The organism is Chitinophaga sp. 10T418, assembly GCF_056394125.1.
Genome location: NZ_JBFTHG010000005.1, coordinates 509,414 through 535,467, shown reverse-complemented (window position 1 = coordinate 535,467; position 26,054 = coordinate 509,414). Strand labels below are relative to the sequence as shown.

The following is a 26,054-nucleotide window of genomic DNA, read 5'->3' as shown; positions in this document are numbered from 1 at the left end:
AAGGAGGTTAACAAGGGTTGCTTTAATGTTAAGGAAGGTTAAAGAAAAAAGGCAGTGCCGGGATTTATCCGGCACTGCCTTTTATTATTATTGTAAGCCAGGACTCCACTACTTATCCAGTATGCCTTTGGAAAGGCTTTCCCTGTTATGATCGGCAGGCGCCGCTTTTTCAGCTCTTTTTTCTGAAATGAAATCAGCATCATGTGCTACGCGGCCCTTGCCTTCCGGAATAAATACGCCTCCGCCATTGCTGTCGTCGATGTTAATAATACCAATCTTAAAGTTCCTGAGACCATTGGCTTCTTTCGTGGCAGTCATAATAATGGCTGCAATGGCAGAGTGGCTGCCGGATACGGATTTTACTTTACCATATACCGTAAAATTATTACCACTGCCGGAAATGGCGGTGGTGATACTGGTATCTGAATCTGTGAGGAAATGTTCTCCAATCAGGTTTATACTGAAGTCCTTATTGTTTTGTCCGGATAAGCGCACTACACCATCGTGGAATCGGTAGCCACGGGGTTCATCCACGTCCAGGTTGCTGGTGTCGAGAATATATGGCCGGATATCGTAGGTGCCTTCTACATTAGGTGGAGTTATCCCTTCATTAATATTAAACCCTAATACTTTCAACGTGTCGAGATACTTTTTAGGAATGATATCTTCAATTCTTTTATTCAGTATATCTTGATCAGTCGGGGCTTTGGCGGCATCGTCCTTGTTACAGGAGTAAAGAAGGGTGGAGAGCGCAACCGAAAAAAGTAATGTATATTTCATGTTTTAAAGATGATGGTTTCCGAAATGAATAATAGGTGTGTTAACTTGTTACAAAATTATTAAAACCTTAACTTGGGGAAATACCCGGAAACTGGTATTTTCATTTCACGGGAAGTGGGTAGCTGCCTGCAGAAACCATATTTTCAGCACCTTTTGAATGTTTAAACCCAGACAATATGACCATACCGTTTGTTGAAATCATTGAATCTGTGCCCCCCGATCCGGATCTGTTGATGTGGAAGTTTCCAGATGAGGACAAAGAAATAAAAAATGGCGCAGTGCTAACGGTAAGGGAAAGCCAGTCGGTGCTTTTCCTGAATGAAGGCCGCGTGGCAGATGTTTTTACTGCAGGGAAATATACGCTGGACACCGCGAATATTCCCATACTCACGCGCTTGAAAGGTTGGAAATATGGCTTTCAGAGTCCATACAAAGCAGATATTTATTTTTTCAATACGCATCAGTTTGTCAACCTTAAATGGGGAACACCTGCGCCGGTACTGATGCGCGACAGCAGCTTCGGACAGGTGCGTATCCGTGCTTTTGGTGCTTATAACATTCGTATTGTAGACGTAGTCAAATTTTTCCGGGAGTATGCCGGCACTTTCCCGCAACTCGGTATCCGGGAGCTGGAATGGCAGCTGCGTGATTTCATCGCCCCTAAATTTGCCGAAGCATTGGCCCGCGCTAATATCTCTGTGGTAGATGTGGCAGGCAACCTTACTGCACTGAATGAAAAAATACAACCACTCATTCAACCTTATTTTTCTGATTTTGGCCTGGAAGTAACCCGTTTCACCATCAGTAATGCTACATTGCCGGAAGAGGTGCTGAAGCATTTTGATAAAGTGAGTGGCATGAATATGGTAACGGATATGAATAAGTTCACACAGTTTAGCCTGGCGAATGCGATGGATAAAGATAACACCGCCATTGGAAACGCAGCACAGCAGGCCATGGCGATGGGCATCCTCCTGAACCAGGTGCAGTCAGTGCCGCCACCTGTGGAGCCTGGCCCGCCACCGGAAGATGTAACCACCCGGCTTCAGAAACTCAAGCATCTTTTTGAAGCAGGCCTGATTAACCAGGCAGAATACACCGCTAAAAAAGAAGCATTGCTGAAATTATTATAACACATTGCCCATGAGTGAAGAAGAGAAAAAACGAACACAGACCTATCTGGAAAAACTGAAGCAAACTGCCTTACAGCAAAAAAATTATGGTGGGGAGGTAAAGAAAGAAGATGCCAGTATGGATGCACGCGATTGCCCCAATTGTGGCGCAGGCAGAGCGTTCCGGCACGGACTTACTTCCTGTGCCTATTGTGGTTTTGTATTCATGGAGGTAAAACTCACCAACGGTATTCACATCAAAAAAGAGAATAATTCATAGTTCATGTTTGGTTTTTTTGAGAAGAAATATGATAACCCGGCACTGATTGCTCATGTGAATGAAACGCAGACAAGATGGTTTGCTTTTCTTGATAAACTGGAAGCACGGATAGCAGAAATGTGTAGCGCAGCGATACCAGAGTTGAAGGCCGTTTTTGAGCAAGACACTGATCCTTATAAAAGAGCGCATGGTCATATGCTCTTAGGCTTGCAGGGACAGCTATCGCAGATGCGTACTAAAGTTAACCAGGTAAGAGCCGAACAAATCGTTGGCACCATTGATGCAGGCGAGGCTGCTATTCCGTCTATCACTTCCAATGCCGGCCGTCAATACCACAACCTGTTGCATACCTTCAGGATGGCCTGTTTGAACAGGCATTATATTTTTGAAGAAAAACTAAATGCCGCTTTCTTTCGGCTAAAGGAAGCCGCAGGAGAGCAGGACCTGGAAGCAGCGTACCGGGAACAACTGGCCGCTTTTGAAAAGATAAAAGATGATTTCAACTGTCAGCAATGTGGCGGCAATATCAGCATTCCTCAAATGTTCTTTATTGCTACCTATGTCAGTTGTCCGTTTTGTCAAACCCAGAATACTTTTATGCCATCTACCGAAGCGCAGATGGTATTGCATAACGCACGTAGTTTGGCAGAGCAGCGAACCGCTCCTCTTCGTAAAGCAGCCGAAGGCCAGCCTAAAAATCCGGAATTACAGCGACAGTATTTACGCGCCATGTTTGATGAGTGGAATAAAATAGTACCGGATATGGCTGCAGAGAATGAAAAATTTTATGAACGTCTGTTGAAAGACATCGCTATTGGTCATTACTAAATATCAACTATATGTCAGAAAATCCATTATTAGCACCCATTCACGGTATTAGCTTAGAAGATTACAGCGCTGCCTGCGCAAAAATGGGAAGTGGCCTGAGTGAGCAGGATATCGCCAGTGCTTTGGGAGTAGAGTTACCCGTATGGCAGGAAGCCAACCTGCTTTGGCCGGAACGTATGAAGCAGGACGAAACCTTTCATATTGTAACCCTGTTTGGTCAATATTTCGGTCAGGCTGATCAGCATCCGAAGTTCAGCAACGTAAAGCCCAACCTTTCTCCCGCAGCCGCAGGGAATACAGAAAAGATTAAAACCGATAAAGACTTTTATGATGAGCTGGAAGTAGCACGGCAGGTTGCCTACGACTATGGCTTAGATGGTGCACAGTGGATCGTGGACCAATACGGCATTTCCCTGGGCGACTTTCAGATCGCCGCCAGTAACTGGAACGAACAACTTCACCGTGAAATAGCGGCAGATTTTGATGGCTACAATAGAAAGCAGGCTGCTTACAGAGAGAAGTATGAGAAACTTTTTTCTGAAGCACAGGGCGGAAATGTAGCAGACGATATTGAGTTCTAAAAAAACAGCTTAGTGTAAAAGGGGCCGTCTCATCAGTGAGGCGGCCCCTTTTTGCGAAGTACTAGATAATTTTCCTGAATATCAACGTATCTACCGTACGCCATTGAATGCTGTCCTGGCTCATTTCAAAAGCCATCTTAAATGTAGCAGGAGATAATTTTTCGTAGATAAAATGTTGATAGGCTTTCCTGCCAGCCTGGTTCATCTCTGTATTAGTTAGTACCAATCTATCTTTTCGTGTATAGTCGCCATGAAATTGCCGGTGTCCCTGGAAGCTATCAAATATAAAAGCAAGCAAAGAACCATCTTTTTCTGTACCCCATAAAGAAAGAGCCTTATATCGATTGGGTGGGATATCCTCATGTTCATATTGCAGCCAGCTGCTATCGAGCGACATAGTAAAGGTAGCTGTAGCAGCTATTGGCTTGCCATTGGAGAAGGTACCCTTTCCTTCCCATTTTCCTGCAAAGTATTGAATTAAGTCTGTTGGTAATCTGGACGATGATTGTTGTGCGGCGCTAGGGAAAGCTATACCCAAACAAAGGAAAAATAGGATTGATACCTGCTTCATTTTAATTTTCAGTTCTAAAGATGATAGCCATGAATGTACTTAATTTATTTTTGAGACATCATCATTGTATGTGTATACTATTTTGCTGCGAACTTCGCGTTCAGTTCCTGGATGGCATTATTAATCACCGTCAGTTTCTCTTTCACCTGCCGGGTATGCGGATAGTACTGCAACAGTTCTTTCAGCAACTGATAGCCTTCTTCCAGTTTATCCGACTGTAAAGCGCTGGCTGCCCGCTGAAATAACTGCACGGCAGATTCCTGATCGGGATCTTTCTTCGGAAAATATTTGTATTCAAATGTCTCCCAGAAATCATTACTCCATGGCCAGTTTTGCTGCACCACTGCACTATTCATCGCCTTCAGCACATTAGGAAACTGCTTGCCGTTAAACGCCGGCTCCAGTTGTTTTAGCACCTGGCATATGCCGAGATAGATATGAGCTGCAGCATCCGCGAGCATGACTGGTACCGGTTTGCCGTTCAACAGTTGTACGTAGTCATTCCACTTCTTCCAGAAAACAAACAGCATCCGATCACCCAGCGCATTGTTGGCAGATAGTTGTCTGTAGCCATTATACAGCCATGTGAGGAATTGCTCAAAGCGTTCCTCATCTTTATACAGATACTTTGCCCAGATACCATTCGAATTCCGGAACAAGTGTTCCAGTACAAGGTAAGGCAGGGTAGCCGCAGGTTCCAGGCTGCTGTCGGGTAGTTCGTTGAATACCTTTGCAGGAAGGTCGCCGGGTTCTATCGCAAAGATGAGCGCTGCCACCGGCCACTGGGTATACGGACAAATCCATCCGCTATATTCCCATTCGTTGAGTGTGGTATAACGTTTTTTGGAATTGATTTCCGGTGCATTAAACTGCATGTATCGCTGGTAGTGCGCTTGCGTAAAAATGCTGACCAGTCTTTGACGGTATTCCAGGTCAATGAATCCAACCTGCTCCAGGTATTTTCTCACCTGGTAAACGCCGTCTTTGTCCTGCGATACTAAAATATAGTCAAGACTCAGCGTTACCAGCTCCGGTGTGACCAGTTTACCCTGTTGCATGATGCCGAGCAGCTGTTGCAACAGTCCGTCCGATTTAGGTGTACGCAGCAGCATTTTATACAGCTCCACCACTTCATTCTTTTTGATGGTTCTGTTATTCCATGCTTCGGTAAGTAATCGCTGGGCTTCCATGTAAGTTTGCATACCATTTCTTTTCAGCATTGTTTGCTGAAAAGCGGGGAGGAATGCGCCTGTCTGATCGGCTTTGTCTGCGCCTTTCAGCAGCCAGTTTGCCTTGGTGAGAGATACGAAGTAAGGCAGTTCTGCCCGTATCTCTGCATGTTGGTCTGCCAGTTTACCTAACAGCTGCACCCATTCATCCAGGGGTTGTTGCGGATACCAGGCAATATGCCGGTACAACGCACGGAGCAGGGAAGGGGCCAGCTGGCTGAAATCTGTTTCCAGCGTTTTTAGTAAACGATAGATGCGATCCAGCTCATAAATATCTTTTGCCTGTTCCAGGAGTAAGCCCATACTTTTTTTAAGGTCCGGATCATCACTATAGGCGAACGTCTGCAACCGGTTAATCACTTGTTGTTTCAGGGTGGGCGGGTACCAGGCGCCTTCCATGATGCCGGCAAACAGTTGCAGTAATGATGGTCTGTTTTCATTTGTGATGGTGATTTCACAAACGGCGGTGGCCAGTTTTATTTTCAGGGCATGATCTGTTTCTGCTACCGCCAGCGTTACCAGCAGGGCTTCTGTTTGTGGCGACTTGCGTCCTGTTTGCAGGATGACATCCAGCAGCGCGCTGCGTAAGCCTGTAAGTGGCTCTGACTGTATGGCCTTTGCCAGTGCCGGTTCCAGCTGTTCCTGTTGTTTCGGGAACTGATGAATCAGCAGGGGCAGCACCGCCTCGCGGACGTAAGGGTTTTTATCCTGGAGTCCACTGATAATCAGGTGCGGCAGATCATGTTGTTGTAAAAGTGTCAGCAACCGGATCTTTAAACCGGCAGATGTTGTTTGTGCAAACAGTTGATTAAAATCTTCCTGCAGGTGGGGATTGGCTACCAGTCGGCCAGTGACCAGTGTCAGCAACTCCGGTTGATCAGGCATCCGTTGCAGTGCCGCAAACATATGTGCAAAGAGCGAAGGGTCCACGGTTCTCATGGCCGATAACAACTGAATGATGGCATTCCGTACATACAAAGATGTTTCGCCGGAAAGCCTTGCGGTCAGATGGGCCAGTATCGGTGCCGGCAGCAAAGGCATACCAGCAAGGAACTGTATGGCTGATTGCCGGATATGTTCCTGCTCTAATGGGTCCAGGAATAATAAGGCCAGTTCTGCAGCATGTGGAGACGGAAACTGTTGCACCAGGGCCAGTAGGGACTCCCGGCATTCCGGTGGCGCCACTGGAATATACGCGGCGATTTTAGTAATGGTGTCCGTTGTTTTTTCCACACTGTTACGAAGTCCTGTGATACAAATGAATTGAATGTTGGTATCCAGGTCATTCACCAGGGTATCTGTCAGTATTTCGGCAATCTCTGGTATATGCGCCACCAGTGTGGCCAGTCGCTCCAGCGCAAGGTATCTCAGGGGGCGCTCCGGATCAAGGCAGGCGATAATAGCCAGCGCATGTATGTATTGCGCACGTTCCGTGATGCGGGTAATATCAATGTTGCAAAGCAGGCTAAGCATGGCGTGCTTCACTTCGATACTGTTTTCTGCCTGGATGGCTTCTGTTAGTTTGTTAACGCCTTCCCCTGTTTCCAGGAAAGGGCGTAGTCCGCGAAGTGCCTCCAAACGATCGGTGGTACTACGTTCTGTTGATAAAAGTATATCGAATAAAGCTAGTTCTTCTGCCATATCCATGTTTAATAGAGATGATTAAATTTTTTGTCTCCTTACCAATACTCACTATTTCTTCACTCAGTCGGCGAAGCCGGGGCCATCATCGTCTGTACTTGTTGCTGCCGGGGTAGCGGTGCGGAGTAATGTTGCCATATCCCAGCCACCGTTGCGACTGGCGGTTTTGAGTATTTCCTGGAAATCGTATTCGGAGGAGTTACCTGTTATTTGCAGTGCTGCTTTCAATAAATCCAATGCAGGCTCCCAGGTGTTGTTGGCTGCCAGGTATGCCATATAAGGCAGTACACCGGCAACGGTGGTTTGCCGCAATAGGCGTTGCCTGAATTCCGCTTCCAGGTCTGCGCCCCATATCATCCGCATCAATTCGTCCAGTTGAATAAGTGGAATATACCGGCTTCTTTTTTCCAGTAACATCCACAAACCGTCTTTCAGTTCGGGGGTGGTTGGATTGCTTTTCAGCACCAGCAGGTAATGTTTGAATTTGGATTCATTGCCTAAATCGGTATGTAGTAACTGGTGAAGTATGTACCTGCTCAACTGGTCGTCGAGGCCCGCATTTGCCGCCAGGAAACGCAGTATTTCCACATCAGACAGGCTTTCCTGGTACAGGCTGCCGCTGTTGTTGGGATCCAGTGCTGCCACAAGAATGCGGTTGGCCATTTGGGGGTTGTCGTTATAAAACAGCCAGAGATGCGGGAAGATACCGCTGAGGTCATGTGCTACGCTGACTTTATGCAGCCATTGTTCCCAGTTGATATGTTCACCACCTGATTGTGCAATCGCTTGTTCCTGTACCTGTGTGCAGATATGCCTGATCTGATCATTGGTTTCATGATCTGCGAGGCGAAGAAAGATCTGTACCGTTGCTGCGGGCAACTTCGGAATGCAGCTGATCTTTTTGGCGAGCAGCGCACGAAATTGGGTATTTAACTCCTGGTGTAATAATACGGGTGCGGCCGCAGCTACTACAGCGGTGTTTTCTGCCGTGAGTGGTATTAACAAAAAGCCACGGATGGCCCATTCTTTAATAGCTGTAGAAGGGGCTTCCAGCGCTTTGGTGTAGAAGGCATTCAGTTCATCACCAAAGGAGACAGCGGTGGTAATAGATTTTAATATGGCTGCTTTGCAATCATCCCGTTGTTCTTTTTCATATGCCGAGATGAATTTTTCGAATAAAGAGTAACGTACAGGTACCTGTCTTCCTAAAATATCATATAGCAGCACGGCCAGCGCAGCTTGAATTTCCTGATCCAGCAAACCCAGGAGGGCATTGGTCAGAGACTCATTCCGCTCTGTATAAGGGGCCAGCAGTTGTAGCAACTGTCCTGCCGCGGCCATATCTTTTTCGGTTAATAAACAGGCACAGAGGTAGTCAATATTAGCCGGTGTGAGTGATATGCTGTATTCAAATATGTTCAGCGCTGCCTGTCGCACTGCGGGATCAGGATCCAGTTTCAGCGCATGTAAAATAGTATCTGTTACGCTGGTTTCCCGGATACCATTGATGGCCAGCAATTGTATACTCCATTTTCTGAGCAGGGGGCTTTTATCTACGCGGATCAGTTTGCACAGGGCTGCTTCAAAAACAATGGAGCGATCCACGCAATAGCGCAGCACCATTTCCTTGATGGCAGCCGGTTCTTCGGGTTGCAGTAATTTTTCTATGCTGGCTGTTGCCAGTCTGTCCTGTAATAATAAGCGGTTAACGAGTACCAGTTTATCCGTTTCATCTACTTTGTCGATGAGCGCTGTATAAAAGGCGATGTCTGCTTCATCAGCATCCACGCGTATCAACAGCCAGGAAAGGATTTGCCGGGAAGTATCCGCATTCGTTTGTTGCGTATAAAAGGCGCGCAGTTTTTCCCTGGCATAGGTATCGGTGATAGAAAATCTGCCCAGCAGTGGGAGGATGATATCCCGTGATTCATCCTGTTGTAGCATGCCGGCCAGTAATTCAATAAAATAGTTTTTGTTGGGGATGGCTTGTAACCCKCCGGCAGCCAGGCGATACAGCATATCCGCTTTCAGCCGGGTATCTGTTTCACCTGCCAGGAGGTTAATCCATTTTTCCATGATGGCCGGGTCTTGCAGATAGTGGYCTGCGGAAGCCAGCAAAGAATATTTAGTATCTGTATCAGAAAGCGGTACCATGTCCAGCATCATCAGTGATTGCTCCGTGTTGGCCGTTCTTCTTGTTTTAATTTCATCCAGTAAGCTACTCATCAGGAAGTTTTTAGAGTACCAGGTTTCATGCCGGATAAAGCATCCGCCAGCATTTCCTGTTGTTGTTCGTTCAGGGAAAGTTTAATCAGTGCATCCAGTGCTTTCTGCCGCGAGCCGGTGTCTATCAATTCATTTTTCACTACGGCCAGCAGGATGTCGAATTTCTTTTCTATTGCAGGGCGCAGGTAGCCGTCCAGGCTTAGTCGCACCAGTTCGCGGTCGTTGTCGTATAAGAGCACCTCTTCCAGTGCGGGAACAATCTGTGGGTACGACTCTGCCGCATTGGCGAGTATACCGGCGCAGGTGACCCTGAAAGGAGATCCGGGTTCCACCAGTTCTTCACAAAAAGCATCCACCAGTTCCGGGTGCCTGGTAACAGACAAGGCTTTTACCTGGTTAAATAAGATGTCGCGCAGTTCTTCATTGCGTTCCCGCTGAAATAATTGCAGCACGGGTGCCAGTACTTTTTCTATACTTACCTTACCCAGTACCAGCTGCAGTACTTTCTTACGCTGCGCGGTGTTGGGGAGGTCTTTAATGCTATTCATTAATAAGGTGCTGATTTGTTCATCACGTCCGGCATAAGGCGCCAGCATATCGGTGAGCAGGTTAAATTCATCGGTGTCATATACGCCTGGATTTCCGGAGAAGGCGGTGGCTACTGCCTGCCGGATCTCCGGAATGCGCATCACGGGTTTTAACAACTGCAGCAGTGTTGTCCGTACGCCGGCGGAATGGTCCGATGACAGGAGCCCTGCTAATTTTATCAGTTGTTCGTTGTTGAGTTCCGGTAATTCGTTCTGCAACTTCAAGGCGGCACTGCGTATCGTGGCTTCTCCATCCTGTGTAGCCGACCAGAATAGTTGCAGTATGATTTCCTCTGTCCATGGTTTAACCCTGGAGAGGGCGGTCAGTGCTTTTTCGCGGGCATATACATCGTTGTCTGTTTGTAAAACAGGGATGATCACCCCGGCGTAGCTGGCATCCAGGAGGCGGGCATCTGCCAGTCTGGACAAAATACGGAAGCGTATTTCCCTGTCATTTTTTACATCAAGATAAGGTTGTAAGCCGGCCACCATGGTATTGTCCCACACGGGGCATCGTTCTGCCAGTTCAATGGCCTGCTGTTGTAATAACGTAGGTGCGTGTACGTTTTTCAACAGTGCAGCCAGTGCAGTAGCTGCTGATATGGATGGGAGGGAAGCGATGGCTTCCTGTACGGCCAGCCGTTCCGGTTCACTCAGGTTTTCTTCTCCGCTCAGCTCAATGAAAAATCCGGCGAGCCGGGGATCCTGATGTATACTTTCCTGTAACCGGTACAATAAATAGGTTCTTATCTCCCTGTCTTTTTCCTGTTTGAAAAAATCCAGCAATGCAGCAAATAAAGGGGCTGTATCCGGGAAGCGGGAAGTATTTAATCCGGACAGGAACTGTACCAGCCGGTCACGGGTTTCTTTGTCTTTTGTGAGTGGCAGCACTTCCAGTAATGCAGTGGTGACTTCCGGTACATGCAGGTTTTGCGATGCCAGTTGTATGATCTGCGCTTTTATTACCTGCTCGGAATGTGGGCTGCCTAATACTTTACGGATAAGTCCCGGTAAAGCATTATCTGGTTTTTGCGTTGTCTGGTCCATGCTGTAAAATTCAATAAAGAAAAATATAGGTTCCTGTTAAATGCTTTGTATGGCTTCAATTTTATGCAGCGCTATTACGCAGCGTTTGCCACTATCGTCCCTGATTTCTGCAAATTCAGGATAAACGTTAGTGACAATGCCGCTGAGTACCGCCTGCGATAAAAATATGTTGATGGGAAGTTGCTCTGATTGACTGTTCTCGAGCATGACAATAAACAAATTCGATGCTGACATATGGTTAACGTTTTTATTTCGGGTAGCGGTAAATATAAGCAATTCAATGAAACCAGATCACTTTTCCGCCGCAGTTTTTAAGGCTGCCAGCCAGGAGGTTAAGGAATTGTCAAGCGCTGTTTGGAAAGTTCCTTTTAATAACCACACCAGCCATCCTTCCATGCTTTCATCTACGGCTACTTCTGTCGTATTTCCTTTTGCCGTAAATGTCCAGTTATGAATGGCAAATGATCCAAAGGCGGTACCAGACCAGCCTATTTTATGTAAGGAGTCCACCGTGTGAAGAGTAGAATGAATCGTCAGCCCTTTATTTTTCCAGTCGAATGTAGTACCTGCCTGTAGTGGGCCATTGAGCTTAATGGAAGGGATTTCTTTTTGCCAGGTGGGCCAGCGGTCGATATCACCGAAAACGCTCCATACTTTTTCTATCGGTGCATTAATCAGGATGGTGCGGTGCGTAACAACCGGCGCTCCGGTATGGATGGAGGTAGAAGGTTTATAAGTGCTGAACAGTTCTAAAGCGCCAATGGTAATGCCAGCCAACAGTATCAGGTAAACGAAGTATTTCAGAAGCTTTTTCATGATGAAGTTTTTTAGATGTAGTAATGTTTAACACTTCAAAAGTACGATGGAGGATAGGCGGGGCATTGTAAGAAAACGAAATGGGGGTTATGGATTTCTGCTACAACTGCGTCTTTAATGAAATATAATAAATATTTCACTGCATATTAGCATGAACCCATGCTGACAGGGAATACTTATGCTACCATCATCTGAAAAAATAAAGATATGCCCAGAATTAAAATGGCCCGCAAAAGCACGTTGGTGGATATGACAGCTATGACGGACGTTGCTTTTTTACTGTTGACCTTTTTCATGCTCGCCACTAAATTTACGCCCAGTGAACCGGTATCGGTAGTCACGCCTTCGTCTATTACTACAGCTATTCTACCGGAGTCCAATGTGATATTACTGACAGTAGATAAGAAAGGACGGATCTTTTTTGACTTACCTGGACAGGGATACCGGCAGCAATTGATCACAGATATGGATAAGAATTTTCATCTTGGATTATCGCCGACCGAAATGCGCAGCTTCGTGCTGGGTGCCAGCGTAGGAACTGGCATCAGGAACCTGAAAAGTTATCTTGCATTAAAGCCGGAAGCCAGGAAGAATGCGGCCATAGAAACCGGTATATCTACCGATTCTGCAAACAATGAATTGGCTATCTGGCTGGATTACGCCATGGCCACACAAGGGAAGGAACTAAATAAATTGAAGTATTGCATTAAGGCGGATAACGAAACACCTTACCCTAAAATAAAGGCAGTGCTGGATGTTTTCAAAAAGAAGAACATACAGAAATTGAACCTGGTGACAGACCTGGAAGTAGCGCCGGAAGGGTAGCTTTAAAGAAATAGTTTAACCAGCAGGCTTAGCCCGATGCAGGAAATAAAGCAACCTTCTACTGAATATTTGTGAGTCAGTCAAATAATTCATCGCCATGTGTAATGGTTGTATCTTCTCTGAAACCGCTCAGTGTTCCTTTGCGTGTTGCCAGATTTCCGGGTATATTGGTAGTGCTTTTTGAACGCAGGTTAATAACTTTTACGCCTATACTTTTTTTGTCGCCCTCCGCAAAGTAAGTATCGTAAATAATATACCTGAAATTATTATTGATGAAGTAAACATAGTTTAAGTCGATGCCAGCATTGGCAAGTCCACCACCACGCAGCCAACCGGAATAGGTGAACGCAGACCAGCTGTTTTTTGATTTGCCGGGGAATTCAAATTCCGTTTTGCTTTTGGTGCCAAACCTGTAAATAAGATACCTGCCTTTTTTGTCTTTGGATAATGTGACCGTTTTTCCATTCTGCGTGTCAAATGAGAAGATCACTTTTTCATTTGGCAAAGTTTGTCCAAAGATGGTGAGGGCAAAGGTGACCAGGAGGAGAAGTGTACCTGCAGTGATTTTAAATTTCATATAGGACGAAAGTTAACCTGATTTTATGCATGACCGCAACAATTCCAGTAATAGGCCAAAGATAGGGGATATCGTTTATCCACCAGTTAAGGCAGTTAGCAAAAGAATGCAGCAACAGCGCTTTTGGCGGCATAAACTTTTATCTTTGATGCATGTATACACGCTTGCTGAATCATATAGCCCGGTACATTACCCTTGACGAAACCGACCGGCAGATATTTTGTAACGCACTGGAGTTAAAGAAGCTGCGGAGGAATCAGTACCTGTTACAGGAAGGGGATATCTGCAAACGTGATTACTTCGTGATAAAGGGCGGATTACGTCAATACGAAGTAGATACCGAAGGGAGGGAGCGCATTGTTCATTTTGGGTTTGAAGACTGGTGGATCACTGACAGGTATAGTCTGCTCACCCAAACGCCTTCCGTTTATAACATAGAGGCGATGGAAGCAACGGAGGTGCTGCAGATAAACGCGGATGCCCTGGAAGCATTGTATAGCGAGGTTCCTGTGTTAGAGCGGTATTTCCATAAAGTATTGCAACAAGCTTTTGCGATCGGACAAAAAAGGGTGCTGTTGTTACAGAAATCTGCAGAGGAGCGGTATTACGCGTTCCTGGAGGATTATGGTGCTATTGAGCAGCGTCTTTCCCAGCAGCATATTGCGGCTTATCTGGGCATTACCCGGGAAACCCTGAGTCGTATCCGAAGCCAGGCGGCCAGGAAAATGTGATATTGTTGGCAATTATTTTTTGATAAATGTCACAGGATAACAGCTGCTTGTTAACCCACCTTTGTATCAAATAAAATGTACAAAGAAATGATGCATCAACTTTTAGCAACGGATAACAGCTGGACTTCCCTGGTATTAAGACTGACCGTAGGTATTGTATTGTTCCCACATGCTGTGCAGAAAATGTTCGGATGGTTTAATGGGCCGGGATTATCCGGCGAAATGAAGTACATGACGGGTGTAGCCGGGCTGCCCGCTTACATAGCAGTATTGGCTATTATCATTGAATGCGGAGGGATGATGCTGCTGCTCGCAGGCATCGGCACCAGGGTGGCCGCCATTGGTATTTTTGGATTGTTTATCGGCATGATCACCTGCATCCATGGGAAGAACGGATTTTTTATGAACTGGTTCGGGAAATTACCTTCCGGACAGGAAGGCTTCGAGTATCATCTGCTGGTACTGGGAATTTGTATCGTGCTATTTATAGCTGGTGGTGGCAGGTATTCGGTAGACAGGTGGTTAACGGTATGATAAATGCTGGTGGAGAGGGAACATTTTGTAGGAATGTATGTTAACTTGTTATTCTCATCTCCACCATTATGACAACCGTATCGCTCCGGAGCGCCGAAGGCAAATGGATTATGGTGACCACCATATTAGCTTCTGCCATGGCTTTTATAGATGGTACCGCATTGAATGTGGTGTTACCTTCTCTGCAAAAGAATTTGAAAGCCTCCGGGGCGGACCTCTTCTGGGTCTTGAATGCTTACCTGCTGATGCTGGCTTCCCTGATATTAATAGGAGGTACGCTGGGCGACAGGCTGGGGCGTAAGAAAGTATTCATGACCGGGATCTTTATTTTTATCCTCGGCTCTGCGGCCTGTGGCCTGGCGGGTAGCGCCACCATGCTGATCGTTTTCCGGATGATACAGGGCATCGGTGGTGCGCTGATGATACCTGGAAGCCTTTCTCTGATTTCCTCGGGTATCAATGAAAACGAAAGAGGAAAAGCCATTGGCACCTGGTCGGCCATCACTACGCTGGTAACCATGGGCGGACCGGTATTAGGCGGCGCATTGGCGGATGCAGGCTTATGGCGCTACATTTTTTTTATCAACGTGCCCATAGGTGTGATGGCATTATTGTTTTTAGGATGGAAGGTATCTGAAAGTAAAGAGACAGATACACAAAAAGGGCTTGATTTTCCGGGAGCTATACTCATTGCCTTTGGATTAGCCTTGCTCACCTTTGGTTTCCTGCGTATGCCGGCGGAGGGTTTGGGAGATACAAAAGTATACGGATCTATTATTGGCGGGATCATATTGCTCGTTGCCTTTATAGTGGTAGAGCATAAAAGCAGCGATCCAATGCTGCCTTTGCCTTTGTTTGCCAACCTGACCTTTAGCGGGGCTAACCTGCTCACTTTCTTTCTGTATGCTGGTCTGGGAGTAGGTATGTTGTTCCTGTCGCTGAACATGGTGCAGGTGCAGGGGTACAGCCAGCTGGAGTCTGGACTTACTTTTCTGCCGTTCACCGTGTTAATGATCGGCATTGCCCGCTTTGCAGGGAGCCTGGCGGACCGGCATGGGCCCAGACTATTCCTCATTATAGGGCCTTGTTTGGCAGGTGCCGGTTTGTTGCTGCTGTCTTTCGTTGGGCAAACAAAGGGCCCTGGCGATTATTGGACCACTTTCTTCCCGGGTATCGTGGTATTGGGGTTGGGGATGTCTTTTACGGTAGCTCCTCTTACAGCTACTGTCATGGGGGCGGTAAGTAATCATTTATCGGGTACGGCATCGGGCATCAATAATGCGATTACCCGTATTGCCGGTGTTTTTGCCAATGCTGTTTTCGGCTCACTGGCGGTATTGTTTTTCTCTACTGCGGTGCAAAAGGATATGAATGCCTTTCCGTTGGATCAGCAGCAAAAGCAAGCTGTAGTGGCGCAGGCGGTAAATCTGGGAAACGCCCAGCCACCAAAGGAGTTGGATCCTGCACAACAGGCGGCTGTTCTTGAAGTGTATCATGCCGGCTTTGTGGACGCCTATGGGAAAATTATGCGTCTCTCGGCTGCGTTGGGTTTCCTGGGCGGTTTGATGGCGCTGCTGTTTATCAGGTCATCCAAAACAGCTAAAAAAGATGTTGCTTAGCCATTGTTCCATACTGGTGGAGCTGGATGGAGCAGGTTATTTATCTGCCAGTAAAGCAATGGCCATTGCGCGGTGATAGAAATCCCCGAATTGCTCCGGTGTATATTTCGCCCACATGGCATTTAAAACGTCCAGGAGGTCTAATGACACCCATTCCCAAAGGGTGGTATCAAAGTTATACTTCAGCATCTGCATTTTTACTTCCTGTMTTAATGTATAGATGAATTCGGCGCTGATTCCCAATTCTTCCAGTTTACGGGTCAGTAATTGATCTGTTGCAGCCGAATATTCCGTGTCCAGAAAAGGTTCCAGTATCCAGCTCCAGATGTTAGTCCGGCGTACGATAGGAATCTGATGCGTATTGGCAAAAGCTTTCAGTGCTTTCACAGGAATGGCGGGAGCAAAAATTAATTCATTCCCGATCTGTATGGTGGGGGGCGAAGATGTCAGATCTATGCTGCGTATGTCTTTCGCGGCAAAAGTAGTTTGTTGATAAGCAATGGAAGGCTGGAAAAGATAATGGTCGACGGTGATGGTATCAGATGTGATCATCACTTCTCCTAATCGCGCCGCAAATAGTGCCATTTCTTCCCTGGAGGTAGTAAATGGGGTGAATCCACTGGTCCAGATATCTTCGTTTTCATTGCTGCCGGGTGTTTCCATACATCATTACATTTTAAAATCTCAGGGCTTTTTTTATCGTTGGCGCTTCTGCAAACGTTTCTTTTATTGTTTGAAAGATATCGACCACTTCATAATCAATCTTAAATTGTTCCACCCTGAAGTCTTTTTGCCGGATCAGCTCCAGCCACAGGGGCGGAATTGCAAAGTCATCCTGTTGGATATAATCTGAAAGAAAGTTGTTGAATATGATTTCTCCATCTGTATAGTAGGCGAAGTCAAAAGTGAAAGTGCCCTGATAGGGGCGGATTCTCCTGATGCTGGTGGCTACCAGCGGGTAGCAGTTAGCGACATAATCGATGAGTTGCGCTCTTAACGCCGGAGGATATACATTTTCCTGCTGAAATTCTTTTATAGAGGGCACTGGATATTGGGCCAAATCATTTTCCATTCTTTCCTCGATGAAAAAAGGTACACAACGATAATTCCAGGTTAAGTACGACATATAGCAATGGTTCAAGTTGTTAGATGGCAGGGCCTTGCGGCATAGATATTGTCCTATATACTGTCAAACGCTAATATATGAATGTAAAAAGACTTTTCGGGACCATTCTGACCGTTTTGGGGATAATAGGCCTCATATATGCGGGTTTTGGTTTCATTAAGCACAGCATGCAGTGGCGTGAATTGATCGTAGCTGCTATAATAGGTATTATCTTCTTCATATCGGGTATTGGCCTGGTAAGGAATACGAAAGACGAAGCATAGCCGTTTATTTTGCGTTTAATGAATCACTTTTTCTAAATAATTTCCATTCCCGGAAATTATTATTATCTTTAGCTCAGATAACAATTCTACTTGTTATCTGTACGCTATGTACTGCTGTATCTACACAGCTTCCCGCCTTTATCCATTCCATAGTTTTTTATGAATGTTATTTTTTACTGTTCAACTTATAAAGTAACCAACATCGAATTGCTATGAAAAAAAAGGGATTTCTTATCGACATGGATGGTGTAATCTACAAGGGAAGTGAACCAATTCCCGGCGCTGTAGAATTTATTAATGGTCTCCGGGATAAAGGGCTTCCTTTTCTGTTTCTGACGAACAACAGCCAAAGAACCAGCAGGGATGTTTGCTACAAGCTTATTAAGATGGGCTTTAAGGTAAATGACGAAGATATCTTTACCTGCGCCATGGCCACCGCCAGGTACCTGGCATCCAAAAAAGAAAACGGAACTGCCTATGTAATCGGCGAAGGAGGCTTGCTCACAGAACTGCACAATGCCGGCTATTCTATTGTAGATGACCAGCCTGATTATGTGATTATTGGTGAAGGCAGAACGATCATGCTCGAATCTGTTGATAAAGCCATCAATATGATTATGAAAGGCGCCAAATTAATCGCTACCAACCTGGATCCCAATTGTCCCATAGGTGAAGGTAAATACAGAGCAGGATGCGGTGCACTCGTAGCGATGCTGGAATCTGCCAGCGGTATAAAAGCGTTTAGTGTGGGTAAACCCAGCCCCGTAATGATGCGCATGGCCAGGAAAACACTGGGATTGACTACCGACGAAACCGTGATGATAGGGGATACCATGGGGACTGATATTCTCGGTGCCGGCTCTATGGGCTTCACCACTATCCTGACGCTGTCAGGTGTAACACATGAAAATGACCTCGCACACTTTGGTTATTCTCCGGACTTTATTATTAAATCTATCAAGGACTTACTGAATGAACAACTGTTTATGAAAGTAATGGGAGAATCATTGCTGATGGACGCAACTTACTAATATAAAATCCACTGGGAAAACGAAAACCTCACGTTTAACGTGGGGTTTTTTGTTGTTCCGGATCTATTATTCCATCAGCTCGACTCCTATCAGTTCCAGATCTTCCAGCTCCACTACCAAATCATAGTCAGGTGCAAGATCTGTAAGAAAGGTGATCATACATTCAATGGGTGTTTTTTTGGAAGTGGCAATGTATATGGCCAATAGCCGGAAGTCTTTTGAGAAATCATCAAAGCTGAATGCTTCCTTTTTTCCGGCGCTGTTGGTGGCTGATGTGATACGTGAAGCAATATCGGGGAGCATGGACGTATAGTGCTGCTCCAAAGACCGGAAATAGTCTGTTTGCGCCACTGTAGGCCCGTTTACATCCGCCTCAATGTTAAGGGTGATCTTTGCGGAAGCAGGCTTGAAATATTTCTCACATCGAAAATAATTCGCAGCTTTATTCAATTTGTTATACACATAGGTCATGTGACCAAAGTAAGGATGCTGAATGGAAATGTCAGGCTTCTTTTTAAACAAAAAACTAAATAATCCCATAGGTAATTGTTGGCTGATGATAATAATAAGATACGAATTTTAGATATCTTTCTGCCCAAATTATTATGATGGATCATATCCGCCAATTGTTCGAAAAATGGGAGCTGCCGCAGGAAGACCTGCAGGCATTGATAGACTATGAATGGCGGGATGCTTTTCGACTAATGCCCTTGCCAGCGTTTGAAGAACTGATACAATACAGCGACGAGTTTGGATTACCGGAAACGGTTGCACCGCTCATTGATTGCGGTGGTTCCAATTATGTGGGCATTCATATATCTGGTGCTTTGAAAAATAAAATTTGTTTCCTTGACCATGAGGAAATGGATGTAACACCTGTTTTTGAAAACGTGCAGCAGCTATTAGCGGCCATCACTGCTGCACCGGAATGCTATGACTACCGCGATATACCGGTCAGTTGACCGGGTGATATGAACGCCGCCGGCATTGCTTTAGTTCAGTAATTCCATGATAGACTGACAAAGCGTGCTTTTATTGAACGGCTTTTCCAGGAAAAGATCTGCCCCGTTTTCCAATGCAAAATCTTTCGCCGCTGGGTCCATTCCGGAAATCATAATGCCAAATAAACAGGATTCCCTTCTCCCAAAATATTATTAATAATTTGGGAGAAGAGACAGTAGCAAAACAAACGGCTTATTACCAATAAGGCTTGTGTCGCTGAACACTAGTTTATACGCCCTAAAATCCCTGATAATTGCTGATAATCCTGATCACTTAACGGTTGCAACGGACTTCTCAGGTAACCACTTTCAATGCCCTGTATTTTTAATCCTGCCTGGATAGCGGCCGGCAGGCCTTTGCTGACAATGAACTGCAGCAGTTCAAACTGCTGATAAAAAATATCCCTTGCAGTATCCAGCCGATGCTGACTGATGGCCTCATACAATTGTTGGTTAAGCGCCGGGATTAAATTAAAGGCTGCGGTACACCAGCCGCTGGCACCCGCGGCAAACGCACCCAGCGCCAGCGGATTGGATCCGTTATAAAAGGCCACTGCTTCTCCCAATTCTTTGCGCAGGATATGCATACGCTGGATATCTCCGCTGCTTTCTTTGATCATGGTCACGTTAGGAATTTGTAACAGTCTTTTAAGCAGTGCGGGCGACATGTCAATACCACCGGTGGCTGGATTGTTGTAAGCCATAATGGGAATAGACAACCGGGCCGCCACTTGTTCATAGTGACGGAAAATTTCATCATCCGTGAGCTTCCAGTAGCTCATCGGAATGATCATTACAGCGGTGGCACCGGCTTTTTCTGCGAACCGTGCATGATAAATAGTGCGTTCTGTGGTTAGATTGGATACGCCTATCAGTACCGGTACCCGGCCATTTACCTGCTGCAGTGCTGCTTCTGTGATAGCTTCTTTTTCTTCATCACGGAGATAGGGGAGTACGCCGGTACTGCCCAAAGGAGCAATGCCATGGGCGCCGGATTGTACCAGGCGCTCCGTCAGCGATTTAAATAAAGGCAGGTCCACTTTTTCTCCGGCATCAAAAGGGGTGATGGGGTAGGCAATGATGCCTTTGAATGTTGCGGTATCGTTCATGTTCTTTTTCATTTAGTGAGATGATAATAAAGTGGCAGATGCTTTGACTCATGCGGGATCACGGCCTTCTTCTTCCCGCAATGCCACGCCCAGGTTTTGTAGCTGAGGTGCATTTTCGCAGGCAATATATCTTGCCGGTTCACTGTCACTTAAGTTCTGATGACGATGCCATGCCCAGCTGGGAATGTATACGGCATCGCCGGCCTGCCATTCTACTTTTTCGTCTTCCACTTCTGTATATCCTTTTCCTTCCAGTACAAACAACACGGTTTCGTAGGTATGCCGGTGCCTGTTGGTGAGTTGTCCCGGGAGCAGGCCACCAATCGTCATGCTCACGTTTTTGGTGGGCAGGTCTACAAAGAAAACCGGGTGTTTACGTTCGGTAGAAAACTGGGTATGTGCGCCTGCCTGTTCTACATTTTTGTGGATCAGCTTTTCCTGCTTTACATATACGGGGCGGGCAAATGTTTGATGAAAGTCTTTCGAAGAGAAAGCGGCGGGTGTTGCTGCGGTATTTTTTTCCATGGGTAAAAAATTTTTAGTTAAAAATGTTTTTCCGTCAACTCGATTTGACCGTACAAAATTTGTCTATTTTTGGATGATCTTAATCATCCAGTTTTCACTTAAATAGATGGTCCAGATGCTTAGACCCTGGAATACAATACTTCCGATTGATGTAGACAAGCAGTTGTCGGTGTACCAGCAGATCGCTGATGGTATAATAGCTGAAATCCGCAAGGGACGTTTAACGCCGGGGGCTCCGTTGCCGGGCAGCCGCGTGCTGGCGGCAGATATTGGTGTAAACAGGAAGACAGTTGTGCTGGCCTATGAGGCTTTGATAGCAGAAGGTTGGCTGGAAGCTGCCGACAAGAAAGGGACCTTTGTATCTCATGAACTGCCACTGCAAAAAAAGCAGGCAACCAGGAAGGGGAATACTTTTGCATTCAATCATACTACTGGTATGCTGCCGGAGCAGCCTGCTGCCACTTCGGGTCTGATCACTTTCAATGATGGATTACCGGATGTTCGGCTGGCGCCTATGGATGAACTGGCGAAAGCTTATAAGCGCATTTTCCAGCAAAAAGCGCGCTGGCGTATGTTAGGCTACGGACATCCACAGGGAGAAGAAAGACTTCGGGTGGCATTGGCCAATATGTTATCGTTCAAAAGAGGTATGAATGCAGGCAAGGATAATATCTGCATAACGAGGGGGAGCCAGATGGCATTGTACCTGACTGCGCATACGCTGCTTCAACCTGGTGATACCGTGGCGATGGAATGTCCCGGCTACCTGCCGGCCTGGCAAACATTTGCAGGGGCAGGCGCCAGTATGGTCAATATAGCTGTCGATGATAAAGGATTAGTGGTGGATGAGCTGGAGCAATTATGCCGTAAAAGGCTGGTGAAAGCGGTGTATGTGACGCCGCATCACCAGTTTCCCACTGCGGTGAGTATGAAAATGGAACGCAGGCTGCGGCTCATTGAATTATCTAACCGTTATGGTTTTGCTATTATAGAAGATGATTACGATCATGAGTTTCATTTTGATGCTAAAAGCTTGTTGCCACTGGCCAGCAACCAGGATGCGGCCAATGTAATTTATATCAGCTCTCTCAGCAAACTGGTGGCGCCTGCTGTAAGAATCGGTTATGTCACAGGACCCGCTGCATTTATTGCCTCGCTGGCGCAGCTGCGTGGATTGGTAGACCGGCAAGGTGATCCAATGATGGAGCAGGCTATCGCGGAACTGATGGAAGCAGGTGCTGTGAACCGTCATGCAAAAAGAGCATTTAATATTTACAAGGAAAGAAGGGATCACATGGAAGCACACCTGTTAACCTATCTTGGTAAAAAGATTACGTTCCGGAAACCGGAAGGAGGACTGGCCTTTTGGGTGAAATTTAACCGCGCAATTAATACCGAAGAGTTGTCTGTAAAGCTCCTGAAAAAAGGAGTGTCCGTGATGCCTACAGAGCGCTTTTCCTTTTCCGGTAAGCCTTTGAACGCATTGCGCCTGGGCTATGCTTCGCTTACGCCGGCAGAACTGGAAGAAGGTATCCGCATCATTGCAACTGCGATCCGCTAAGGAACGATATACCGGCATTTACATTTAATTTACAGTTGCTAAGTAAAATAGAGATATCTTTCGGAAACATTCCCGGGGATAAAATTAATAACACCCAAAGCAAAGTATATACCATGGTAAAAAGGTATATTAGTAAAAATTGATTCGACCCAAAGAAAGGAGATTTTGTTACCGGAATACTACATACTATCTCAAAATAACTTAAGGTGCCGCACCTTGATCTGAAAACCTACACGACATGCGTTATTTGAACCTACATCTTAACAAAACCGGCAGTTTTAGGAAAAAAATCAGCAATTTCATCTCCGCCATCTGGAATATGGGTACCACCGGCGTAACCGATCCTGAAAGTATAAAAAGGATCCGCTTAACCAACTCCATTGGTACTTGTGTGGCGTTAATGGTATTTTTGATTGCCCCTGTTTATTTTGTATTTACACATAATAAGGTCATGTTGGCCGCCGCCAGCGTGGATGCGCTGGTTGCCTTATCTGTACTTCCCTTTAACTATTATAAAAAGCATTTAACTGCCAGTCTCGTGATCTACTTCCTGCAATGTTTTGCAGTGCTGGCATTCGGGATCATTTTGGGTGGTGTACTGCAGTTACAATTCATGATTGTATTCCTGATCTCTATTCTTTACCTGATGTTTAAGGAAAGACGATTAAGGATATTCTGCCTGGTCTCCGCTATTTTAACACTCGCCGTTTTACAATCCATTTATTACTTTAATTCTGTAGAGTTACAACCCATCGGATTAGGCACCGGTTACATTATTCAGTCGCTGGCTCTGGCAGGTGTATTGTTTCTGATCCTGGTAATCAGCAAGCCCTACGTGCACAGCAATGATTACTATCCGGAACTGGAAAGAGCCAACCGCTTCAAAAAGATTTTTATATACCAGGTTTCACACGAACTGAGAAATTCACTGAACCAGGTTTACCTGGCTTCGAACTTACTGAAACAGGAGGCATTGCTTGATGAAAACCTGAAAAAGAATGAGTACCTGATTGATGTACTCCGATACTCCGCCATAGAGGCAAAGAATATTGTGAACAATGTACTGAGTATGTCAAGGATTGAATCCGGACTGGTGGAACCTACCGTGTTGGCTACTTTTTATGCTGCGCCGTTTTTTGAAAAAAGTGTAGCGGTATACCGGCTCATGGCCCGGTCAAGAGGACTTACCCTGAAACTGATGATCGATGCCAACATGCCTGCTGTCATGGTGGGGGATCCTTTGAAATTAAATGAAGTGGTCAATAACCTGTTGGGTAATGCCATTAAGTACGCACATAAAAACAGTATCATCTATTTAAGAATAGGAGTGAGCGGAAAAACATACTGCATAGAAGTCACTAATAAAGGGGAAACCATTCCAATGGAAAAAATGACCGCCATTTTTGATCCCTTCGTGACCAATAAAAGTAACCGCAACATTGAAGGAACCGGTATCGGGCTTTCACTCGTGAAACGGGTGGTGACGACTATGGGCGGAAAAGTAGCTGCTACCACGCCCATGCCTGAACATACCATGTTCACCGTGATATTGCCGCTGCTGGCAGGTAAGGTAGAAGATATTCCCGAAGAAGAGGATGAAATGGATGTTTTCGATTTTTCGCTGAAGATAGTGCTGGCGGAAGACAATGAAATGAATAGTATGCTCCTGTCGAAACTGCTACAGAAACTAGGCTGTAAAGTAGTGACCACCGCCAACGGACAGGAAGCATTGGAAGCCATTGAAAAGTATGCACCGGATTTAGTTATCCTGGACAGCGAAATGCCAGTATTAGACGGCGAACAAACACTGCTTAAATTAAAATCCCAGTCCAATACGAGTCACATACCTGTAGTAATCGCCACAGCAGACGCTTTTGCAGAGAATCAGGATCGCTTTACCGTAGCCGGTGCAGCTGCTATTCTGTCCAAACCCATTGAACCGAAAGAACTGGCAAAAGTGCTGAATCAACATTTTAAACGCCACTGTGACGATTTATTACAACAACAGTAAGAAGGGCTGACGCCTATACGGCTTTCGCCATCGGATCAGGTAATTGTGTTTCGAGCCAGATCGAAGCGGGGCGCTTGTACCGTTTGGTATACACCTGCCACAACCAACTCGCCTGTACACATTTGTCGATGCCTTTCAAATGCTTATTCAGCCTGGCTGTTTTATCCGCATCCGTCGCACTGGCTTTGCTTAGCTGCCCGTTGATTTTATCTATTAAATCCAGCAATTCAACTAATATATCCTGCACAATTTTGGCGGCGCTGCTAATCACTTCGTTGAAAGTATACGCCGGATGATTCAGGGCAACGGCCATTAAAAGATTGGCATCGGTACTATTATCAATGACCTCCTTTTCAAACGAAAAAAGATCATTCGACAAACAGCCAAATGCTGCTGTTAAGAAATTGACTCTCCTTAAATAGTCGTCAATACCCGCTGCCGCACACCATTCTTTGCTCAGGAAGTTACCTTCCGCATATTCGATAAGCAGTACAATGTGATGCATGCCGGAAGTATGGCAGCGCAGGTCAATGTACTCTTCCACTGTAGGAATGTGGCCCAGCGCATCTGAATTACCATCTCTGTGTGTTACGTCAATATGATAACAATACAACTGCATGAACTCCTCAAACCAAACGGCGGGAGACGTTTCTTTCATGAATTGCAGAATTTCCACATTGGCTTTTTCTACCGGCGTGGCATCAGCGGGCAGCAATAAATGATGATCTACGCTGGCCATTCTCTTCATTAAATTTCTTGCTTCCAATTGTTCGGTTGCTTTCAGGTGACCGAAAAGATCCCGCCCAACTACGTCATTTAAGTAGTAGTCGATCGCATTGTTTTCTACCATCGCCAGCATGCGGTCAAACTGCGCATCCGGATACAGGTACAGCTCGCAGGTGATGTAATGTTTGGCATTATCGCACCAGATGCCATGCTCTTCACAGTATTGCTGTGCAATCCGGATGATTTCCTCACTTTGAGGATGTGGATACAGCTGCTTACAATATTCATCTAACCGGAAATTGCCAAAGTTTAGAAAATCAGCAATTGAAAAAACAGTTCCCTCCAGTAGTTGGTGGGAATACTGTTGCTGAATCTGCGCCATTCTAAGGGCAGTCAGGGACATTGTTTCATTCATAAATGTTGTTTTTTTTAATGTGTTTGAAAATAGCAATCCATTCTATTTGCGTATAGCCGAACAGTTAGCCGCAGCCTGGGTAAGCATTGATGTAAGTAGACAGTAGGTGGCAAACGAAATAGGAAATTGACCGAAATAGACATAGGAACCATATCGGTGTTTTTACTATTGTTTAATGGTTATAGTAGGTAGCCTTGCTGTATTTGATAAGTGTATGTGATTACAAGATAGCTAAAATGGACAAACCAATTGATGGGAAAAATAGCGGTAGGTACGAATACTAAAGCGAAATACAGCCGATT

Annotated in this window: 28 protein-coding genes; 13 read left to right on the top strand and 15 right to left on the bottom strand. The window is 45.7% G+C overall.

The genetic code is table 11. The features are described 5' to 3' along the window. Positions 1–108: 108 nt before the first annotated feature. A complete protein-coding gene (locus AC1DCV_RS17455) occupies positions 109–780 on the bottom strand; it encodes a hypothetical protein (RefSeq protein WP_477024342.1) in 672 nt (223 codons plus the stop codon). Positions 781–956: 176 nt separating this feature from the next. On the opposite strand from AC1DCV_RS17455, the gene AC1DCV_RS17450 reads away from it, so the two are divergent. Genes AC1DCV_RS17450 through AC1DCV_RS17435 form a run of 4 tightly spaced genes read left to right on the top strand, consistent with a single transcriptional unit; the run spans position 957 to position 3,581 of the window. Further along, a complete protein-coding gene (locus tag AC1DCV_RS17450) occupies positions 957–1,913 on the top strand; it encodes an SPFH domain-containing protein (RefSeq protein ID WP_477024341.1) in 957 nt (318 codons plus the stop codon). A 10-nt stretch (positions 1,914–1,923) separates the two neighbouring features. Beyond that, complete coding sequence (locus AC1DCV_RS17445) at positions 1,924–2,172, top strand: hypothetical protein (RefSeq protein ID WP_477024340.1); 249 nt, start codon at positions 1,924–1,926, stop codon at positions 2,170–2,172. 3 nt (positions 2,173–2,175) lie between these two features. Next, positions 2,176–3,000 carry a hypothetical protein gene (locus tag AC1DCV_RS17440; RefSeq protein ID WP_477024339.1) on the top strand — a complete coding sequence of 275 codons (825 nt, stop codon included), beginning with the start codon at positions 2,176–2,178 and terminating at the stop codon, positions 2,998–3,000. Positions 3,001–3,011: 11 nt separating this feature from the next. Beyond that, complete coding sequence (locus AC1DCV_RS17435) at positions 3,012–3,581, top strand: DUF6620 family protein (RefSeq protein WP_477024338.1); 570 nt, start codon at positions 3,012–3,014, stop codon at positions 3,579–3,581. A 61-nt stretch (positions 3,582–3,642) separates the two neighbouring features. Here the strand turns inward: AC1DCV_RS17435 and AC1DCV_RS17430 are convergent, their stop codons facing one another. The 6 genes from AC1DCV_RS17430 to AC1DCV_RS17405 all read right to left on the bottom strand — a co-directional run bounded on the left by AC1DCV_RS17430 (position 3,643) and on the right by AC1DCV_RS17405 (position 11,698). Next, on the bottom strand, positions 3,643–4,152 hold the full coding sequence (locus tag AC1DCV_RS17430) for a hypothetical protein (RefSeq protein ID WP_477024337.1): 510 nt from the start codon (positions 4,150–4,152) through the stop codon (positions 3,643–3,645). 77 nt (positions 4,153–4,229) lie between these two features. After that, positions 4,230–7,022, bottom strand: coding sequence for a hypothetical protein (locus AC1DCV_RS17425; RefSeq protein WP_477024336.1), 2,793 nt, complete (start codon positions 7,020–7,022; stop codon positions 4,230–4,232). 63 nt (positions 7,023–7,085) lie between these two features. Then, positions 7,086–9,248, bottom strand: a complete 2,163-nt coding sequence (locus AC1DCV_RS17420) for a HEAT repeat domain-containing protein (protein ID WP_477024335.1) — start codon at positions 9,246–9,248, stop codon at positions 7,086–7,088. After that, positions 9,248–10,882 carry a hypothetical protein gene (locus tag AC1DCV_RS17415; protein ID WP_477024334.1) on the bottom strand — a complete coding sequence of 545 codons (1,635 nt, stop codon included), beginning with the start codon at positions 10,880–10,882 and terminating at the stop codon, positions 9,248–9,250. Before AC1DCV_RS17415 ends, AC1DCV_RS17420 begins: the two co-directional genes overlap by 1 nt. Positions 10,883–10,918: 36 nt before the next feature. Further along, a complete protein-coding gene (locus tag AC1DCV_RS17410; protein WP_477024333.1) occupies positions 10,919–11,116 on the bottom strand; it encodes a hypothetical protein in 198 nt (65 codons plus the stop codon). A gap of 57 nt (positions 11,117–11,173) precedes the next feature. Continuing rightward, positions 11,174–11,698, bottom strand: coding sequence for an SRPBCC family protein (locus AC1DCV_RS17405; RefSeq protein ID WP_477024332.1), 525 nt, complete (start codon positions 11,696–11,698; stop codon positions 11,174–11,176). Between the two features lie 207 nt (positions 11,699–11,905). Here AC1DCV_RS17405 and AC1DCV_RS17400 point away from each other — a divergent pair, with 207 nt between their 5' ends. Further along, entirely contained in the window at positions 11,906–12,523 is a 618-nt protein-coding gene (locus tag AC1DCV_RS17400; protein WP_477024331.1) for an ExbD/TolR family protein, read from the top strand. Between the two features lie 76 nt (positions 12,524–12,599). Here AC1DCV_RS17400 and AC1DCV_RS17395 read toward each other — a convergent pair whose 3' ends face one another. Further along, the gene (locus AC1DCV_RS17395) at positions 12,600–13,100 is read right to left on the bottom strand and encodes a hypothetical protein (protein ID WP_477024330.1); all 501 of its coding nucleotides are present in this window, start codon (positions 13,098–13,100) and stop codon (positions 12,600–12,602) included. A 152-nt stretch (positions 13,101–13,252) separates the two neighbouring features. Between AC1DCV_RS17395 and AC1DCV_RS17390 the strand changes: the two genes are divergently transcribed. From AC1DCV_RS17390 to AC1DCV_RS17380, 3 genes are all read left to right on the top strand, one after another. Continuing rightward, positions 13,253–13,831, top strand: a complete 579-nt coding sequence (locus tag AC1DCV_RS17390; protein WP_477024329.1) for a Crp/Fnr family transcriptional regulator — start codon at positions 13,253–13,255, stop codon at positions 13,829–13,831. An 87-nt stretch (positions 13,832–13,918) separates the two neighbouring features. Then, a complete protein-coding gene (locus tag AC1DCV_RS17385; RefSeq protein ID WP_477024328.1) occupies positions 13,919–14,365 on the top strand; it encodes a DoxX family protein in 447 nt (148 codons plus the stop codon). Between the two features lie 68 nt (positions 14,366–14,433). Continuing rightward, positions 14,434–15,984, top strand: coding sequence for an MFS transporter (locus AC1DCV_RS17380; protein ID WP_477024327.1), 1,551 nt, complete (start codon positions 14,434–14,436; stop codon positions 15,982–15,984). Between the two features lie 36 nt (positions 15,985–16,020). Here AC1DCV_RS17380 and AC1DCV_RS17375 read toward each other — a convergent pair whose 3' ends face one another. Both AC1DCV_RS17375 and AC1DCV_RS17370 read right to left on the bottom strand, forming a co-directional pair. Further along, complete coding sequence (locus tag AC1DCV_RS17375) at positions 16,021–16,647, bottom strand: hypothetical protein (protein WP_477024326.1); 627 nt, start codon at positions 16,645–16,647, stop codon at positions 16,021–16,023. Between the two features lie 13 nt (positions 16,648–16,660). Then, positions 16,661–17,110, bottom strand: coding sequence for a hypothetical protein (locus tag AC1DCV_RS17370; RefSeq protein ID WP_477024325.1), 450 nt, complete (start codon positions 17,108–17,110; stop codon positions 16,661–16,663). 77 nt (positions 17,111–17,187) lie between these two features. On the opposite strand from AC1DCV_RS17370, the gene AC1DCV_RS17365 reads away from it, so the two are divergent. Then, a complete protein-coding gene (locus AC1DCV_RS17365; RefSeq protein ID WP_477024324.1) occupies positions 17,188–17,373 on the top strand; it encodes a hypothetical protein in 186 nt (61 codons plus the stop codon). A 212-nt stretch (positions 17,374–17,585) separates the two neighbouring features. Beyond that, on the top strand, positions 17,586–18,404 hold the full coding sequence (locus AC1DCV_RS17360) for an HAD-IIA family hydrolase (RefSeq protein ID WP_477024323.1): 819 nt from the start codon (positions 17,586–17,588) through the stop codon (positions 18,402–18,404). Between the two features lie 66 nt (positions 18,405–18,470). Here AC1DCV_RS17360 and AC1DCV_RS17355 read toward each other — a convergent pair whose 3' ends face one another. Next, a complete protein-coding gene (locus AC1DCV_RS17355) occupies positions 18,471–18,944 on the bottom strand; it encodes a hypothetical protein (protein WP_477024322.1) in 474 nt (157 codons plus the stop codon). A 65-nt stretch (positions 18,945–19,009) separates the two neighbouring features. On the opposite strand from AC1DCV_RS17355, the gene AC1DCV_RS17350 reads away from it, so the two are divergent. Beyond that, positions 19,010–19,366, top strand: coding sequence for a hypothetical protein (locus AC1DCV_RS17350; RefSeq protein WP_477024321.1), 357 nt, complete (start codon positions 19,010–19,012; stop codon positions 19,364–19,366). 30 nt (positions 19,367–19,396) lie between these two features. Here AC1DCV_RS17350 and AC1DCV_RS17345 read toward each other — a convergent pair whose 3' ends face one another. From AC1DCV_RS17345 to AC1DCV_RS17335, 3 genes are all read right to left on the bottom strand, one after another. Beyond that, positions 19,397–19,519 (bottom strand): hypothetical protein, encoded by a 123-nt coding sequence (locus AC1DCV_RS17345; protein ID WP_477024320.1) that lies wholly within the window; start codon positions 19,517–19,519, stop codon positions 19,397–19,399. 110 nt (positions 19,520–19,629) lie between these two features. Next, positions 19,630–20,526 (bottom strand): dihydrodipicolinate synthase family protein, encoded by an 897-nt coding sequence (locus AC1DCV_RS17340; protein ID WP_477024319.1) that lies wholly within the window; start codon positions 20,524–20,526, stop codon positions 19,630–19,632. Positions 20,527–20,562: 36 nt separating this feature from the next. Further along, complete coding sequence (locus AC1DCV_RS17335) at positions 20,563–21,039, bottom strand: cupin domain-containing protein (RefSeq protein ID WP_477024318.1); 477 nt, start codon at positions 21,037–21,039, stop codon at positions 20,563–20,565. 115 nt (positions 21,040–21,154) lie between these two features. Between AC1DCV_RS17335 and pdxR the strand changes: the two genes are divergently transcribed. Both pdxR and AC1DCV_RS17325 read left to right on the top strand, forming a co-directional pair. Continuing rightward, entirely contained in the window at positions 21,155–22,600 is a 1,446-nt protein-coding gene (pdxR, locus tag AC1DCV_RS17330; RefSeq protein WP_477024317.1) for a MocR-like pyridoxine biosynthesis transcription factor PdxR, read from the top strand. Positions 22,601–22,838: 238 nt separating this feature from the next. Continuing rightward, positions 22,839–24,611, top strand: a complete 1,773-nt coding sequence (locus AC1DCV_RS17325; RefSeq protein ID WP_477024316.1) for an ATP-binding response regulator — start codon at positions 22,839–22,841, stop codon at positions 24,609–24,611. A 13-nt stretch (positions 24,612–24,624) separates the two neighbouring features. On the opposite strand, the gene AC1DCV_RS17320 is transcribed toward AC1DCV_RS17325, so the two are convergent. Further along, positions 24,625–25,752, bottom strand: coding sequence for a terpene synthase family protein (locus tag AC1DCV_RS17320; protein WP_477024315.1), 1,128 nt, complete (start codon positions 25,750–25,752; stop codon positions 24,625–24,627). Between the last annotated feature and the right edge of the window lie 302 nt (positions 25,753–26,054).